Origin of the sequence: Streptomyces sp. CA-249302 (assembly GCF_050936785.1) — a bacterium.
Taxonomy (GTDB): domain Bacteria; phylum Actinomycetota; class Actinomycetes; order Streptomycetales; family Streptomycetaceae; genus Streptomyces.
In genome coordinates, this window is sequence record NZ_JBNJMG010000001.1 from 5,209,131 (window position 1) to 5,224,494 (window position 15,364).

Annotated in this window: 11 protein-coding genes and 1 pseudogene; 5 read left to right on the forward strand and 7 right to left on the reverse strand. The window is 69.7% G+C overall.

Going from position 1 to position 15,364, the window contains the following annotated elements; all coding sequences use genetic code 11:
• The first annotated feature begins 115 nt into the window (after positions 1 to 115).
• The 5 genes and pseudogenes from ACQEWB_RS23365 to ACQEWB_RS23385 all read left to right on the forward strand — a co-directional run.
• Positions 116 to 3,070: a lantibiotic dehydratase gene (locus tag ACQEWB_RS23365; protein WP_432834059.1), complete on the forward strand. Its 2,955-nt coding sequence runs from the start codon at positions 116 to 118 to the stop codon at positions 3,068 to 3,070.
• Positions 3,067 to 4,341, forward strand: a complete 1,275-nt coding sequence (locus ACQEWB_RS23370) for a lanthionine synthetase C family protein (RefSeq protein WP_432834061.1) — start codon at positions 3,067 to 3,069, stop codon at positions 4,339 to 4,341. Before ACQEWB_RS23365 ends, ACQEWB_RS23370 begins: the two co-directional genes overlap by 4 nt.
• Positions 4,342 to 4,362: 21 nt before the next feature.
• The gene (fxlM, locus tag ACQEWB_RS23375) at positions 4,363 to 6,444 is read left to right on the forward strand and encodes a methyltransferase, FxLD system (protein WP_432834063.1); all 2,082 of its coding nucleotides are present in this window, start codon (positions 4,363 to 4,365) and stop codon (positions 6,442 to 6,444) included.
• A gap of 88 nt (positions 6,445 to 6,532) precedes the next feature.
• Positions 6,533 to 7,669 (forward strand): hypothetical protein, encoded by a 1,137-nt coding sequence (locus ACQEWB_RS23380; RefSeq protein ID WP_432834065.1) that lies wholly within the window; start codon positions 6,533 to 6,535, stop codon positions 7,667 to 7,669.
• A 26-nt stretch (positions 7,670 to 7,695) separates the two neighbouring features.
• Positions 7,696 to 7,851: pseudogene (locus tag ACQEWB_RS23385) on the forward strand (flavoprotein); the annotation flags it as partial.
• 16 nt (positions 7,852 to 7,867) lie between these two features.
• Here the strand turns inward: ACQEWB_RS23385 and ACQEWB_RS23390 are convergent.
• The 7 genes from ACQEWB_RS23390 to ACQEWB_RS23420 form a co-directional block, all read right to left on the reverse strand.
• Positions 7,868 to 8,263 (reverse strand): hypothetical protein, encoded by a 396-nt coding sequence (locus ACQEWB_RS23390; protein ID WP_384149750.1) that lies wholly within the window; start codon positions 8,261 to 8,263, stop codon positions 7,868 to 7,870.
• A 25-nt stretch (positions 8,264 to 8,288) separates the two neighbouring features.
• Complete coding sequence (locus tag ACQEWB_RS23395; protein ID WP_432834067.1) at positions 8,289 to 9,938, reverse strand: hypothetical protein; 1,650 nt, start codon at positions 9,936 to 9,938, stop codon at positions 8,289 to 8,291.
• Between the two features lie 210 nt (positions 9,939 to 10,148).
• Positions 10,149 to 11,852, reverse strand: a complete 1,704-nt coding sequence (locus tag ACQEWB_RS23400; protein WP_432834069.1) for a relaxase/mobilization nuclease domain-containing protein — start codon at positions 11,850 to 11,852, stop codon at positions 10,149 to 10,151.
• Positions 11,849 to 12,340, reverse strand: a complete 492-nt coding sequence (mobC, locus tag ACQEWB_RS23405) for a plasmid mobilization relaxosome protein MobC (protein ID WP_432834071.1) — start codon at positions 12,338 to 12,340, stop codon at positions 11,849 to 11,851. Before mobC ends, ACQEWB_RS23400 begins: the two co-directional genes overlap by 4 nt.
• A gap of 280 nt (positions 12,341 to 12,620) precedes the next feature.
• Entirely contained in the window at positions 12,621 to 13,373 is a 753-nt protein-coding gene (locus ACQEWB_RS23410) for a DUF2637 domain-containing protein (protein ID WP_432834073.1), read from the reverse strand.
• A gap of 212 nt (positions 13,374 to 13,585) precedes the next feature.
• A complete protein-coding gene (locus ACQEWB_RS23415) occupies positions 13,586 to 14,866 on the reverse strand; it encodes a DUF3631 domain-containing protein (protein ID WP_432834075.1) in 1,281 nt (426 codons plus the stop codon).
• A 233-nt stretch (positions 14,867 to 15,099) separates the two neighbouring features.
• Positions 15,100 to 15,339: a hypothetical protein gene (locus ACQEWB_RS23420; RefSeq protein ID WP_432834077.1), complete on the reverse strand. Its 240-nt coding sequence runs from the start codon at positions 15,337 to 15,339 to the stop codon at positions 15,100 to 15,102.
• Positions 15,340 to 15,364: the final 25 nt, after the last annotated feature.

Genomic DNA, 15,364 nt, shown 5'->3' on the forward strand with positions numbered 1-15,364 from the left:
CGCAGCGTTCCGCACCGGTTCCACTGCTCTCGTCCGCGCCGTGGTCCGACCCTCGCTGCCGTTTCCTCCATGCCCTGACCTCGACGACCGCTCGCCCAGTGGTTCGTCTGCCCGTGTGGCGTGGCTACGCGCGGTCTGGGCGGACAAGGACGTCGCCGAGGCACTCCAGCACTCCAGCCCGGTCCTGGCCGCGCAAGTAGGGGCCCTGTGTACGGCCGAGCATCCCGCCCTCCGGGATGTGCAGCGTGCGGCGCTGTCCGTGGCCCGCTACCTGCTGCGGGCCCAGCACCGCGCGACACCCTTCGGCCTGTTCGCCGGTGTGGCCACCGCGGAGTTCGGCCCGCAGGCGCAAGCAGACTGGGGCGAGGAGCACGTGGCCGTGGGCCGCGCGGGGGCAGAGTGGCTGGCGGCCCTGGTCGAACGGTTGGAGTCCTGCCTGGACCTCCTCGAACGGCTGCCTGTCGTCATCAACAACACCGTGACGTCCCGGGGAGACCGGCTCATCGTGCCGTTCCAGCCCGACGTCCAGGACGACCGGACTCGCGCGGTCGAGGCGTCCCTGGCCCTGAGCGGACCGGTGCGCGCAGTCCTTGCCGCGACCCGGGCGCCGATCCGGTTCGGCACCCTCGTGGACAAGCTCCGAGCGGAGTTCCCCGAGGCCGGTCCCGAGAAGGCACGTCAACTGCTGACGGAGCTGATCCGGCGACGGGTACTGATCACGAGCTTGCAAGCACCAAGCACCGAGACCGACGCCCTCGGGTATCTGCTGGGCCAACTCGACGCGATCGACGCTGGAAGCCTCGCCCCGGTCGCGGAGAGCGTACGCGAACTCCATGCGGTCCGGGCGGGCCTGGAGGAGTGCGCCACGCATGGCGGCCGGGACAGCGTCGCGGCGCGGATGCGAGACCTCGTCCCCGGCCTGCGTCGCCACCCTGTCGCGCTCGACCTCCGCCTGGACGCGCAGATCGCTCTGCCGGAAGCGGTCGCCCGAGAGATCGAACGCGCCGCTCTCATCCTGACCCGCTTGAGTATCCGCCCGTACGGGACCGCCGCCTGGAACGAGTACCACCAGCGGTTCTACGAGCGGTACGGCATCGGCACGATGGTGCCGCTCGTAGAGGCCGTGGCGGACAGCGGCACCGGCTATCCCGACGGCTACCCAGGCGCTCCGGCCGGCGCACGCAGGCCCCGCGTCTCCGCTCGGGATGACGCCCTCGTACGGCTGGCTCAGGCCGCCGCGCTCGACGGCCGGGACGAAGTGATCCTAACGGACGAACAGATTGAGTCCCTGGACGTGGGGCCCGACAAGCCTCGGCTGCCGCCGCACTTGGAGATCGGGGTGCGGGTGCATGCAGTCAGCCTGGAGGAGTTGCAGCGCGGGCGGTTCCGGCTGGAGGTCATGAGCGTGTCCCGAGGCGCCGGCGTCTCCGTGGGCCGGTTCCTCAGCGTGCTGGCCCCTGCCGAGCGGAAGGCCCTGGCCGCCGAGCTCGCCGACCTCCCAGCCGCAGACGGCAACACCATGCCCGCACAGCTCTCTTTCCCGCCCCTGCTCCCCAGGAGCGCCCACGTCACCCGCTCCCCACAGGTCCTACCCACCGTGATCAGCCTTCAGGAGCACCGTGCCCCGCAGGACACCGTCCTCACCCCGGAGGACTTGGCGGTGGGGTGCGACGGCCGCCGTATGTACCTCGCCGTCCCCGAGCGAGGCCACCGCGTCGAGGCCATCGGGATGCACGCGCTGAACCTCCGCACCCACACCCCACCACTGGTGCGGTTCCTCACCGAACTGTCCCGCGCCCAGTGCGCGCAGGTCACCGTCTTCGACTGGGGCGCCGCCGCGGCGATGCCGTTCCTTCCACGTCTGCGGTACGGCCGCATCGTGCTGGCCCCGGCCCAATGGCGGCTGGAAGCGTCCGAACTGCCCGGCCCCGTCCGTCCTCGGGAGGAGTGGGATGCTGCGCTCGCCGACTGGCGTGTCCAGCGGAGGCTGTCGCGCCGCGTCCACCTCGTTGAGGACGACCGGCGTCTCTTCCTCGACCTCGACGAGGCCGGCCACCGGACGCTCCTGCGTCAGCATCTCGACCGCACGCGTCTGGCAGTGCTGGTCGAGGCCCCGGAGCCAGAGGCGTACGGCTGGTGCGGCGGGCGAGCCCACGAGGTCGTAGCTCCGCTCAAGGCGACCCGACCGCCGACGTGGCCGCCGCTGCCAACCCCCAGCCGGACCCGTGTCCTGTCTGCGGCCCAGATGCAGACGCCCGCCTCTTCCTCAGTGCTTCTGGCCGCCCTGTACGGCGACCCCCGCCGCCAAGACGTCCTGCTCTCCCGGCATTTGCCCGGCATCCTCGAACAACTCGGCAACCCACCCTGGTGGTTCATCCGCTTCCGCGACCCGGACCAACACCTCCGCGTACGCATCGCCCTCCCCGACCCGGAAGCCTTCGCCGACACGGCCCGAACGGTGAGCTCCTGGGCCGACGAGCTACGCAGCATCGGCCTGCTGGCCGACCTGCGCTATCCCACCTCCTACCGGGAGATGGGCCGCTGGGGCTCCGGCACCACATGGGAGGCGGCCGAGGAGGTGTTCCGGGCGGACTCACGCGCCATCCTGGCCCAGCTCACGCAGCCACAACGCCCCGGACCGCGCACACTGGTGGCGGCCCACACCGTCGCCATCACCTCCGCGTTCCTCGGCAGCACCGCAGCCGGGATGCGGTGGCTGATAGACCGCGTCCCGCCGACAGCCCCAACACCCGTTCCACGTCCGCAGTTCACCGAGGCCGTACGGCTCGCCGACCCGTGTGACGACTGGTCGGCCCTGCGCAGCGTCCCGGGCGGGGACGCCATCGTGTCCGGATGGGCCGACCGGGATAGAGCGCTCGCCGCGTACCGGCCGCACCTGCCCGGCCCCAACACCCAGGGCATCGCCGTCGATGACGTCCTGACCTCCCTGCTGCACGTCCACTTCGTGCGCCACGTCGCCGTGAACTTCCCGGAGGAAGAGGTGTGCCTCTACCTGTCGCGTGCCGCCGCTCTGGCCTGGACCGCTCGTACCAGAGCGAGGGCTTCGTGACCGCCCACCCCGCGCTCCGCCTGGCCGGTGCCATCGCCGCGCGGCTCGCCGACCCCGGCACCGTGCCCCTCGGCTCCAAGGTGCTGTCCGCGGACCGGCAGCACCTTGCCTATGGCCCGCCCGGAATCGCGCTCCTGCACATCGAACTGGCCGCGAACGGCCTCGGCCCGTGGCAGCACGCCCACGACTGGCTCGCCGCCGCCTCTCGGCAGCCGCTCACCAGCGGCCCGGACAGCCACCCGTTCTACGGAGTGCCCGCCTTCGCCCACGCCCTGGCCTGCGCCGCCGACCACCTTCCCGGCTCCTACCAGCGCGCCCTCGACGCGATGGACGGACAGATCGCAGTCGATGTCGGACGCCGTCTCGACGCCGCACACCGCCGCATCGACGCCGGACGCCTACCGCAGCTCGCCGAGTTCGACGCCATCCGGGGCCTCACCGGATACGGCACCTATCTACTGCGCCGAGACCCCGGCAGCACCACGATGCGCGCCGTTCTCGACTACTGCGTACGCCTCACCGAACCGATCACCCACCACGGCGAGACCCTGCCAGGCTGGTGGACTGAGACCGGGCCCTCGGGCAACCCGGACGACCGATTCACCGGCGGGCACGCCAACACCGGTATGGCCCACGGCATCGGCGGCGTGCTCGCGCTCCTCGCCCTCGCCGCACGGAACGGCTCCGCCACCGACGGGCACCACGCGGCACTGCGCACGATCCTGACCTGGCTGGACCGTTGGAAGCAGGAGGCCGACAGCGGACCGGTCTGGCCATACTGGATCACTCAGGGCGAACTGCGCACAGGGCGTCTCGCCCCGTCTGCGCCCCGGCGGCCCTCCTGGTGCTACGGCACCGCCGGCCTCGCCCGCGCCCAGCAACTCGCCGCACTGGCTCTCGGAGACACCCGCCGCCAGATCGACGCGGAGAACGCGCTCGTGGCCGCCCTCACCGATCCCGAGCAGCATAAGGCCACGACAGACAACGGCCTCTGCCACGGGTTTGCCGGCCTCGCCCACGCTGCCGCGCGCACGGCCGACGACGCCCACCCCTCGACCGCGGGGAAACTCCGAGCCACGATCCCGGCGCTCCTAGCTGCGGTCATCCCACCGGGCACCGACCCCGAACTAATGGCCACGGCGCTCATACGGAACGAGGAAGGCGGCCCTGGCCTCCTCGACGGCGCCGCCGGCATAGCCCTGGCCCTCCTGGCGCCCAGCACTGCCGCACCACCCCGATCCTCCTGGGACGCATGCCTCCTCATCGCTTGATCCACCGACCGAAGGACCTCTATGCCTCCCTACCGCTGGCAGCAGCACAACATCACCTTCGTCGACCGCGAGATTGCCCGGCGCACCATCGCCGAACGTCTCGGCCCCGCCCTGATCAAGGCCGAGGCCGACGGCCAGCTCACCGGCTGGTGGTTCATGAACAAGCAGCCCTGGCCGCTGCGGTATCTCGCCGACCAGCCCTCACCAGCCATCGAATCGCTCCTGAGCAACCTCATCGACGACGGCGTAGCCGTGTCGTGCCTGCCTTGCGTCTACGAGCCCGAGGTCGATGCATTCGGTGGACCCGAGGCCATGGACACAGCCCACGAACTGTTCCACAGCGACTCCCGCCACCTGCTCACCTACCAGCCCAGCCCGATCCACTTGGGACGCCGAGAGACCGCCGTCCTGCTGGTGAGCGCCATGATGCGCGGCGCTGGACTCGACTGGTTCGAGCAGGGCGACGTATGGGCGAAGGTCGCGGCCCTTCGACCGGCCACCGCTTCACAACCACCCGAACGAGCCGCCGAACTGGCCTCGGCCATGCGCAAGCTCATGACCGCCGACGCGCACAGCCTCTGCCGCCCGGAGGGCCCGCTCCACGCGCACGAGGAATGGGTGACCGCCTTCGAACGGGCCGGAGCCACACTCGCCGACCTCGCAGCCCGCGGTGCCCTCACCCGCGGCCTGCGCTCCGTCATCGCCCACCACGTGATCTTCCACGCCAACCGCGCCGGTCTCCTCCGAGACGACCAGAGCGCCCTGTCCCACATCGCACGAGAGGTAGTCATGGGAACGAGTGACCACACCGCATCGCCCACCGAGGCAACGGCCGACGCCGATAGCGTCAGCGCGGTGAACACCGACACGATCACCACCCCCACGGCGGACGCCGAGCGCCTCCGCAACGCCCTGGTCGACCAGCTCCGCGCGGACGGACACGCCCGCACGCCCGCCGTCGAGACCGCGTTGCGGACCGTGCCCCGCCACGTGTTCGTGCCCGAGGCGACGCTCGAAGACGCCTACGCCAACGCACCGGTGCACATCAAGTACGACACCGACGGCACGTCCATCTCCTGCGCCTCCCAACCAGGCGTCGTCGCCCTCATGCTGGACCAACTCGAAGCCCAACCCGGCGAGCGCATCCTCGAACTCGGCGCCGGCACCGGCTACAACGCCGCTCTCCTCGCCCACCTGGTCGGCGAGAACGGACACGTGACCACCCTCGACGTCGACGACGACCTCGTGGAAGGCGCCCGCGCCCACCTCGCCAGCGCGGGAATCACCAACGTCCAGGCCATGACCCGCGACGGGGCCCTCGGCTACGCCGAAGCAGCGCCGTACGACCGGATCATCGCCACCGTCGGCGCCCACGGCGTACCGCACGCCTGGCTGCAGCAGCTCGCACCCGGCGGCCGACTCCTCGTCCCCCAGCGCCTCAAGGGCACCGTCTCCCGCTCCATCGCCTACGAGCAGCGCGACGGCCGATGGGTATCCCTCGGCAGCCAGATGAACACCTTCATGCCGCTTCGACGGGGCATCGCCGACGACGACCGCCGCATCATCCCGATCAGCGCGGACGGCGCCGTACGACTCCAGGCCCCCGCCGGCCTCAACATCGACGCCGACGCCCTCGCAGGCGTACTTGACCAGCCGCACACCGAGGAGTGGACCGGCATGACGGTCCGCGCCATGGAATCGCCCGAGTGGATGGAACTGTTCGTCACCTGCTCCCTCCCCTCCGGTCTGATCCGGATGCTGTTCCCCCAAAGCGCCAAGGGCACCCTGCTCACCGAGGACCCCTACCCCTCCTCCACCGCGGCCGTCGACAAGGGCGCCGTCACCTACCTCGCCCGGCGCCTGTCCAAGGAGAAGACCCCCGAGGGCGACAAGCTCTGGGAGTTCGGCGTCATCGGCCACGGCCCCGGCAGCGATGAACTGGCCGCGAAGGTCGCCGACGCCATCCGCACCTGGGACCGCGAGTACCGCGACCGCGAGGCCACGTTCGAGATCCAGCCCCTGGACACCCCCGCCATCGAGCAGCGCCCCGGCCTCTTCGCCCTCGACACCCCGCTGAACCGCATCGTCGTCGACTGGCGATGACGCCCCACGCGTAGCGGACGGTGCCCGTCGGCACACGACTGGCGGGCACCGCCGCCTCAGCAGTCCTCACTCTCGACCCGGGGGATCCATGGACCCGCACAGCCCCACAGCCCAGCGCTTCCCGCTCGTCGCCCGATTCCGCCCCGCCTGCCTGCCCCTCCCCAAACGCGTACGCGCACTCGTCGACCTGGCCGACACCGCAGTGAAGAAGGCCGATCAGGGGCTCGCATCAGCCGTCTACAACCAGGCCGCACTCATCGCCTCCGACCTTGATCTCCCCGAACTCGCCCGCGAGATGTGCCACCAGCACGCCGCCGCCTACCTCCACGCCTGCCCCCTGCCCGGCATGAGCGCGATCCGAGGACTGGAACCGGTCGTCAACCTCGCCCGCCTCCAGATCCGCGCCGGCCACACCGATGATGGCCGTCAGCGACTCCTCGACCTGTACAAGGCCGTCGAGGCGGGCACAGTCGCCCGGTTTGAGGGCGTCACCGTGCCCGCGGACCTCACTTCGACCGGCGAAGACCGCCAGGAGATCCGCGCATGGCTGTGGCGCGTCCTCCTGGCAGACGGCACGCGTACCCTCACCACCGAGTGGCGATGGGCCGAGGCCCTGGCACACATCGAAGCCCACCAAGGCATCGGAAAGCGGATGCTCGACGGTCGGCAGGTCGCCGTACTCGCCGCCCTCGTTGCGGGTGACACCACCTGGGCCGCTGACCTCCTTACCGACACGACGCCCGGCGACCCTTGGGAACAAGCCGTCACGGCATGCCTGACCGTTCTATGCCGCCGCGACGCCGGGCAGCCGATCGACGGCCACCTGGCGGACCTGGTGACGGCCCACTCCGGACGGGAATCCGCACCCGGGATGACCGTCTTCGACACCCGCCTCGGGCTCACCGTCCTCGACGCGATCGGGTCCGCCGAGGCGCTCGCCGCGCACCGCATCGTCGAGAACCTCCACCGTAGGACGACGGACGCCGAGGACGGCTACGCGGCCCGCGAAAACTTGGCTCATCCCCTGTTCACCGAGATCGCCACGGACCGGCAAGTACAGGACTGCCGCGCGCTGGTGCACGCCTGCGCCCTCGATACAGGGATCCTCCCGAGCGAGCTGCGACGAGAACTGACGGCGGCTCTGCGAGCCAGCGGCAGCGTGATCCGGGCAAACCTCACGCGCCCCTCCAAGCCTGGACGTACACCCTTTGCGGAGAGAGCCTGATGGATGTACCGACTGACAAGCTGTTCCCCGCCCACCCCGCGTACCGGCAGAGCCTGGAACGGTTGCGCGAGATGGGCACCCTGGTCGACAGCTATGAGCCGCATCGGCCGAAGGCCGGCGACGCGGACCGCTTCCGCTGGGAGGAAGCCTTGGACCTGCTGGAGCCCCGGCTCTCTCGGTAACCGCAACCAGGGGTGGTCAAGATCCAGGCAGTAGTGCCATGACGGTGGACTGGACGAGTTGGGCTGCGGCCAAGAGGTTGGGGAAACCGCCGCAGCGCTCGACGAGGTTCTGGAGCATGTAGCGCAGAGTGCCGGGGTCGCGTTCGGGCTCATCCAGGCGCGGGGTGATCATGGCTAGGTCGCGCAGGGCGGCGTCCACCTCGGGGTACTGGCCACGTAGTTCTTCCAGGCGCCGTCGAAGGTCGTCGATGCTTTCGCGGGCCTTGTCCACGGCTTCGTTGGTGATGTTGTTGGTCTGGCTGACGTTCTGCGAGAACGCTGCGGCTTGGGCGGGTCCAGTCATGTTGCCGGTGTTGATGATGCCGAAGTTGGGTCCGTTGGGGGCCGGGTCGGGCTGGCGGCGGATGGCCATGTGAAGCTCCTGGTGAGGGCGCGGGTCAGTTCTTCTGGGAGGGGTTCTGGGAGAACGGGGCGGCCTGTGCGGGGCCGATCATGGTGCCGCCGTTCATGACGCCGAAGTTGTAGATAGCGGTGGCCTGTTGCTGGTAGGCGGCGATGTCGACGTTGTGGTCGCGCAGGAAGATCTCGGTGGAGTCGAAGACGCGGCGCTGCATCATCTGCACGTAGTAACGGGCATCGTCGTTGGTGTGCATGTCCTCGATCCAACGGACGCTGTAGACCTCGCGGAGGCTGACCGGTCCGCTGCCCGGGTCGAGTTCGGGGCGCTTGCGAGCCTTGCGACGGAGGAGCCTGTCGAGGCCGACGTAGACGTCGCCGAGGGCGTTGAACGCATTGCGGCCGAGCCATCTCAGGCTCCGCGGGTCCGCGGGCTTGAGACCGGCGACCTTCGGGTTGAGCGGGGCCATGATGTGCGGCCGGACGGTGACGCGCAGAAAACCGCCCTGGTAGGCGAGGTGGACCAGAACGGCGGCGATGAGATCACCGTTCCAGGCCGTGACCCGGGCCCAGATGTAGCGGCGGGCGATCTCCTCGGCGGGCTTGTCGCCGATGCTGTCCTCGGCGAGGGCGTGCAGGCTGCGCCAGGCGTCGTCGTCGATCTGGTCCCAGCGCTTGTAGTGGATACCGGCGATGCCGATGACCTCCATGCGCGGGATGGGGTGATCGCGGTGGTGGGCGGGTGCCGGATCGTTCAGGCGGCGTGCGACATGCGTGTGCAGTTGGGCAACGGTGAAGTGCTTCAGTGGCTTGCGGGCCACTGGCTTGTTGTGCTGAGCCAAGGCATCCAGAACGGCCTTTGCCACCTCGGCCATGTCGGGCTGGCCTCGGCGTTGTGCCGGCGAACCGAGTCCCGCAGGCAGCCCGGCGTCTTCGTCTCCCGCATCCTGGTTTTCCGGGGCCGGCTCAACGTCGATGCCGATGACCGCAGGCGGCCACGCCTGAAGACCCGCTCCGAGAAAACGGTCCCGGTCGCCGCTGTCTCGGCGCTCGCGGAGATACGGCAGAGCATGGGCCTGGACTGCTGTCGGAGCCGAGTGCAGCTCACCGGCCAACAGGGCGTTGAGGCGCGTCTGTGCCAGACAGCGCTCGACCATGTACACGCCCCACACGCCGACGACCAGGGTGAGGGCAGCCCACCCCACCGTCAGAGTGCCGGCGATGGCCTGCCAGACGACAACCGCGACCACCACAGCGACGGACCATCGCCGTTTCCGCATATGGCGTATAGCGCGGTCCGATGCTTCCACAACGGGCTCCTGGTGGAAGCCGTACACCGGCACTGGCCGCTTCGACTTCTTGATCCTCCGCCGAACCCAGACTGCGTAGTCCTCACCCACCACCACCGACGGGGGCACCGGCTCGGAGGAACCAGGTGCCTTCTCCGCCTCCTTGGGCGGGAAGAGCCACCGCAGCCGCTTCTTCACGGCCGCCTTCAACTCCTTCCAGAGCCGAGCGAGTTCGGCACGCAACACGGCCATCCAGTCCGTGCGGGCGAAGGCCGCAGCGCTCAACCGGCGAGTGATCCCCTCGGTATAGACCCCATGCTTGATCACTTCCCGCGCATCAGCCGCAGTCCCCAACGGCACCGCCGGCGCCGAAAAGACAGACTGATGCTCCGCGTAGGACAAGACCCCCACCCCCGTGTCTCCGATGCCCCACCGCGACACCTGAACACGGCGGAGGCAGAGGGGCATCGTCCTCGCACAGAGCAAGCGCTGCCATACCGCAAACCCGCACAAGCAGCCCACAGAGCCATTCGGATCGAACAATGACCGAAAGGCGACTCCGTGTTGTGTGGCTACCGACGGCGCAGGTGGTCTTCCGCCGGAACTCGGGCGTCACCGGGAGCGCGGCCGTGCCTGTACTGGTTGTTGTGGGGCTGGGACGGCTGCCGTCATCGGAACCGCAGCGCCGGTGGATCGTGCGGCAGCGCTTCGAGCCTGCGCAGCACGGGCTCGTGCGCTGGGGGCCGGTCGTGCGCCGAGGCGTTGAATACGCCAAGTCAGGACTCGTGCGGGAAAGTCGGCATCGTCAAGGGCGCGTTGGTCGGCAGCCTGTTGGAGGAGCTGCTGCGGATCGTGGCCGGCTGCCTCGGCCTCGGCGAGGGCAGCGGTGAGAGCGCCGAAGGCGGGGTCTTCGACGATCTCCTCGGCATGGTCGGGCACAGCCTGGCGCAGGTGTCGAACGTGCCGGTCCATAGTCTGCCGGGGCGGTCGGCGCTGAGCGAGAGCGGCCAAAGGAGCGGCTGCGGCCTGACCGTAGGCGGCCTGGAGATGGAGCAGCGCCTCGCGCGCGGCAGCGACTTGCTGATCGTGATGGTGGAGCTGGTGCCAGCGTGCGGCGGCGATGACGACGAGGATCGCGGCATCGAGGAACATCGCCAGGACGGCTCCGTCTTTGGGCGCAGGTTCGCCGAGCATTGCGCGTACGGCGCCGCGCAGGGCCCGGGCGTGGTGGTGTTCGGCGTGGATGCGGGAGCGGGTGGCGCGCTCGAAAGCGTTTGCTGCTTCTCGGAGTTGAGGTCGCACAGCTTGGGGCGTGACAAGGACAACGGCGTCGAGGGCTTCACCGAAAGCGGCCAGGTGGGCCTGAGAGGCTCCGTCGTCAGGTTGATCCAGGTGGTGGGCAATGCGTTCGGCGGCGGCTGTCGCCTGGTACCAGGGGTTGGGCCTGCGCCTGCCCGACTGGTCAGTGGGCTGCGGCCCCATGCTCGCCAGGCGTTCTTGGATCTTGGGGAGGGACAGATCCGGGGCCAGTTTGGAGCCGGAGTACCAAATGGGACCTTGGGCGTCGTCCGCGACGGCGACCTTGTATCCGCGTACATCCCCTGAGGGGAAGTGCACGACCTCGACGAGCACGCCGTCGAACTGGCTGAGCAGGCCGACGAACTCCTCGATGGTGGAGGCGGCGGCCACAGCGGTGCGGACGGTGGCGCGCAGGCGTTCGCGGGCGGTCGTGTCGTGGCCGGCGCGACGGGCCTTCTCCTGTTCGGCGCGGGTGGGGCGTTCGGCGGCGGTGCGGTCACCACGGACGACTTGGAAGAGGCCGTATTCCTTCTCGATGGCGGCGAGTTCGCGGTCGGCGGTGAGGTAGTCGTTCCAGTGGCGGGCGGTGCGCAGGTCAGCGCGGACTTTGGTGGCGGCGATGTGGATGTGGTCGGGGGCATGACGGACGGCGACCCATCGGCAGCCGTCCGGATCTCCGTCGGGCGCAATGCCGGTGGTGGCAACGACCCGGCGGGCGATGTCGGCCCACTCCTCATCGCTCAGGTAACGGTCGCTCTCGGCGGCCCGGATCGAGCAGTGCCACGTGTGCTTCTCGGGGGCACGGCCGAAGCGCCCAGCCTGTTTGACGTGCAGGTCGAGGTCGGCCACGAGGAGCCTCTTCGTGGCGTCGAAGTCGTCGGTGCGGCCGGGGTCGGGGGCGAAGCCGTCCCAGGAGGCGACCAGGTGGGGGTCGGTGTGGTCCTTGGCCCTCTTGGTGTCGAAGAGGTACCGGATCAGACCGGCTGTGCCCTTGCCTCCGCTGATCTTCGCGATCATCGAGCGCGCTTCTTGGCGACGGCCTGGTTCGCGGCGTTCGCGATGTGGCGGACGGTGGCGCCAACTGCATCCAAGGCGGGTTCAACCTGGGCCAGCATGGCGTTGTCCCCAGCGTGTGGATGGCCGCCGGAGTTGAGCTTCTTGGCGATCTGATTGATGTTGTGGCCGATCCTGGCGACCTCGCCGCGCATGGCGGTCAGTTCGTCGATGTAGTCGTCGAGCGGGGTGCGCTGGCCGGGCAGAGCAAGGTCACCGTGGAGATGGGCCATGACGACGGCGCCAACGTAGTGGGCGCCGGCGATGTTCAGGGACCGGGCCTTGGCGAGGATCGCGGCCTTCTCGTCGGCGCTGTAGCGCACGTCGACACGCGCTTTGCGCTGGACGGGTTCGCGCTGACGGCGGCGGGCGACGCGGTGCAGCGCGGCGGCGTCGGCGGCTCGCGGCAGCGAAACAGTGGGGGTCTCGACGAGCTTGTCCTCCTCGGGCACCCCCTGGTCCCCATGCCCCTCCGCCACCCCCGGGGCGGAGGCGCCTTCGTTGGACCGACCATTGGACGGTCCAACGGGATACCTTGCTGCGCTGTTCAGGCCGGTGGTCATCTACTGCTCGGAGATGGGGAGTTCGTGGTACGGGTCGTGCATGGGGGTCTCCGGAGGTTGTTTGGGGTCGGATGCTTCGCTGTGCACCGCCCCTGTGCCCCGGTGCTCGGCTGACGGGGACACAGGGCGAGCCCGTTAGGGCGGCGGGCGATCAGCACCAGCGCAGAGATCAGGCGGCGCTGGCGGAGGCCGTGTCGGGCTCCCTCTGCTGCGGGGAGGTGGCTTCGTCGAGTTCGGCCTGAAGGGTGTCCTTGAGCTTGTCCGCCTCCGTCCTTCCGATGGTCAAGTCCCTGCTGCGGAAGGTGGCTTCGATGTGGCGGCGCGAGGCGCGGCCATTGCGTCCCAGTGGCGCGGTGCGCGCAAGTGCGAGCCGTTCGGGAGAGATTTCGCTGGGCTCGTGATCCTGCGGTTCGGCGGAGGATTGCGGGTCCTCAGCCACTTCGGTGGTGTCCGGAGCCACATCGACGGCAACCCTCGCCACATCGTCGGGGCCGTGAACAGTGGGCTGGCGGTGGACGACGATGGAGAGATGGACCGCGCCGGCCAGGGCGAGCGGGGCGATGGCTGACAGGCCGCCGACTGTGAAGTCGTCGAGGCGAAGGCCATCGCCCTGGCGGGTCTGCTGGTTGAGGCGGACGGCGTGCAGAGCGTTGGCCCAGATACTCGTCACGGTTGCGGCGCCAACGAGTGTCCATACGTACGCGCGGGACCATGTCGAGGCGGCTCGCAGCATCACGAGGGCTCCCACGCCGATGGCGATGAACCCGTCGATCACAAGCGGAAAGACATAGGTGAGAAGCCCGCGGATGTGGATGGCGACGGCCATCTGACGCAGGGCGTCGTAGGACAGAGCGAAGGCGAAAACGGCGAGCAGGGCGATGCCGACGCGAATCGCGGCGGTGGCGGTGATGCGGCCAGACAAGCGGGGTACTCCAGGTGGGCTTGGGGGCGGCGGCCTCGGAGCAGGGGAGGGCGAGGTGTGGCCGCCGTGAGGCGTGGTGTCTCGTACCACTCGTCGCATGCCTGGTCAGAGCAGGTACGAGTGGGCTGGCGATGTCGAGATGACTCGTTGCGGGCCGTTCACTCGTCCCCGCGCTGACCTGCGCGGGGACGAGTGCGACGAGTCGGCGCGGGTCAGGCCGCGGAGCCGGGAAGGGGCTCGGCCGACGGCTGTGCGGGCTCTGCCGCCGGAGCCGGTTCGGGGCAGTAGCGCGCCCAGGTGTCGAGGAATTGGTTGCGGGCGAAGCCCTTGGCCTGGGTGCCGTCGGGGAAGCGACGGTTGGCCGAGCTGATGCCGTAGGGCTTCAGCAGCAGTTGCAGGCCACGCGGGGTCAGCCCATTGGGGCCGTACTCGGCCCACGGCGCCTCCTTGTCCGCGTTGAGGGCCTCCAGCAGGCGCTTCGTGCCCAGGACCGCCGGGTCGTTCTCGGCGGTGAAGGCCCGGCGGATGCCGACCAGGAGGCGGGTGCGCAGGCCGCCTTCCTCGTCCTGCCCGGCCTCGTAGTCGGTCATGACGCGGCAGGCGGTGCGGGCGAGTGCCGGCCACTCGCCCCCGGCGAGGTCGGCGACGACCACTAGGGGTTCCCAGGTGTCGGCCGCGCGGTCCTCGACCGGCATCGGCGGCTCCATCTCCAGCGCCTGGGCGTACAGCGGCTGGAGCCAGGCGGTGAGCCGGTCACGGATCGTGTGCAGGGCAGGGGTGTCGCGGTGGGTGCGGAAGTGCGCCACCTCCTCGCCGTCCGCCCGGCGCCTCATCCGGATGACCACCGACCGGTCCATCACCGTGTCCGGCAGATCACCGATCCCGGCGAGCGCCGCCATGGCGAACGTGGGGAACGCGGTGGGCTTGTGCTCGGGCCCGGTCACCCGCAGCGTGGGCCGGTTGCGCTGGTGGCCGGCGTTGATCAGGCCGCGCACCTCCTCGTTCTTCTCCGCCGCCTTGACGGTGCTGAAGAGGGTGTCGGCCTCGTCGACCAGGAGAGCCGGCGGGTCCTCGTCGTCGATCGAGCGGAAGATAGCCGCCGCGCTGGCGTTGACCGTGATCAGCGGGTTGCGGACGGTCTCGGTCACCACGTCCAACAGCCGTGACTTGCCGCACCGCTTCTCCGGAGCCACGATCGCCAGACGCGGCGCGTGCTGCCACGCACGCTGCAGATGCGTAGCCGCGATCCACAGCGTGACCGCGGTGAGAGCCTCCTCACCCGGCATTGCCACGTACCGCTTGATCTGCGCCCGCAGGCTGACCAGGATCTGCGCGCCCTCGGAGTCGGGCGACGCGGTCGGCGCCTCAACTGGGCTGGCCGGTACGTCCGGTGAAGGCAATGCCGTGCCGTCAACCGGCTGGCCGGGGACAGCGACCGGCGGCCACGAAGGCGTGTTGGAGTCGGAATAGTGCTCGGCTCCCGCATGTTCCACGGGGCAGCTCCTCGTCTGGCGGCTGCGGGCTTGCCCGCCCTTGCCGCCGGGTTGGTACTTCACGGGCCGTACGGGGTTGCTGGGGCCTCCGGCGTTGCACCGCCGGGGGCCGCTCCCGTTCTCGCGGGCGTTCGGTGATCGCGAGGGAACACGGACCGTACGTCCACGCCCGGCAACAGTCCAGCGTTTCTGTGTCAGCTCAGCGCAGAATGGTTTGCTACGCTCCCGACCCTTCACGCGACCAGCCCGAGCAGTTCCAGCAGATTCGCGGTCACCACCCGATAGGCATTGCCGAGCCGCAGCACCTTGCACGGGTACTCGCCACGCTTCGCCAGCTCATAACCCTTGCTCCGCCCGAGCCCCAGAGCGCGATTGCTCGTATCCAGGTCAACAGATACGGGGAGGGCAAGCAGCTCCTCCCGGCTCATCCCCTTCGAACTCGTCGATCGTCCCGCGGTCGCGTCATCGCGCATGCAGCGCGCCCCTTTCGGTACAGCC

Bases quoted from the DNA above. Each gene is read 5' to 3' on its own strand.
- fxlM (WP_432834063.1), top strand. From the start codon at position 4,363: ATGCCTCCCTACCGCTGGCAGCAGCACAACATCACCTTCGTCGACCGC.
- ACQEWB_RS23390 (WP_384149750.1), bottom strand. From the start codon at position 8,263: ATGGCCATCCGCCGCCAGCCCGACCCGGCCCCCAACGGACCCAACTTC.
- ACQEWB_RS23380 (WP_432834065.1), top strand. From the start codon at position 6,533: ATGGACCCGCACAGCCCCACAGCCCAGCGCTTCCCGCTCGTCGCCCGA.
- ACQEWB_RS23420 (WP_432834077.1), bottom strand. From the start codon at position 15,339: ATGCGCGATGACGCGACCGCGGGACGATCGACGAGTTCGAAGGGGATG.
- ACQEWB_RS23400 (WP_432834069.1), bottom strand. From the start codon at position 11,852: ATGATCGCGAAGATCAGCGGAGGCAAGGGCACAGCCGGTCTGATCCGG.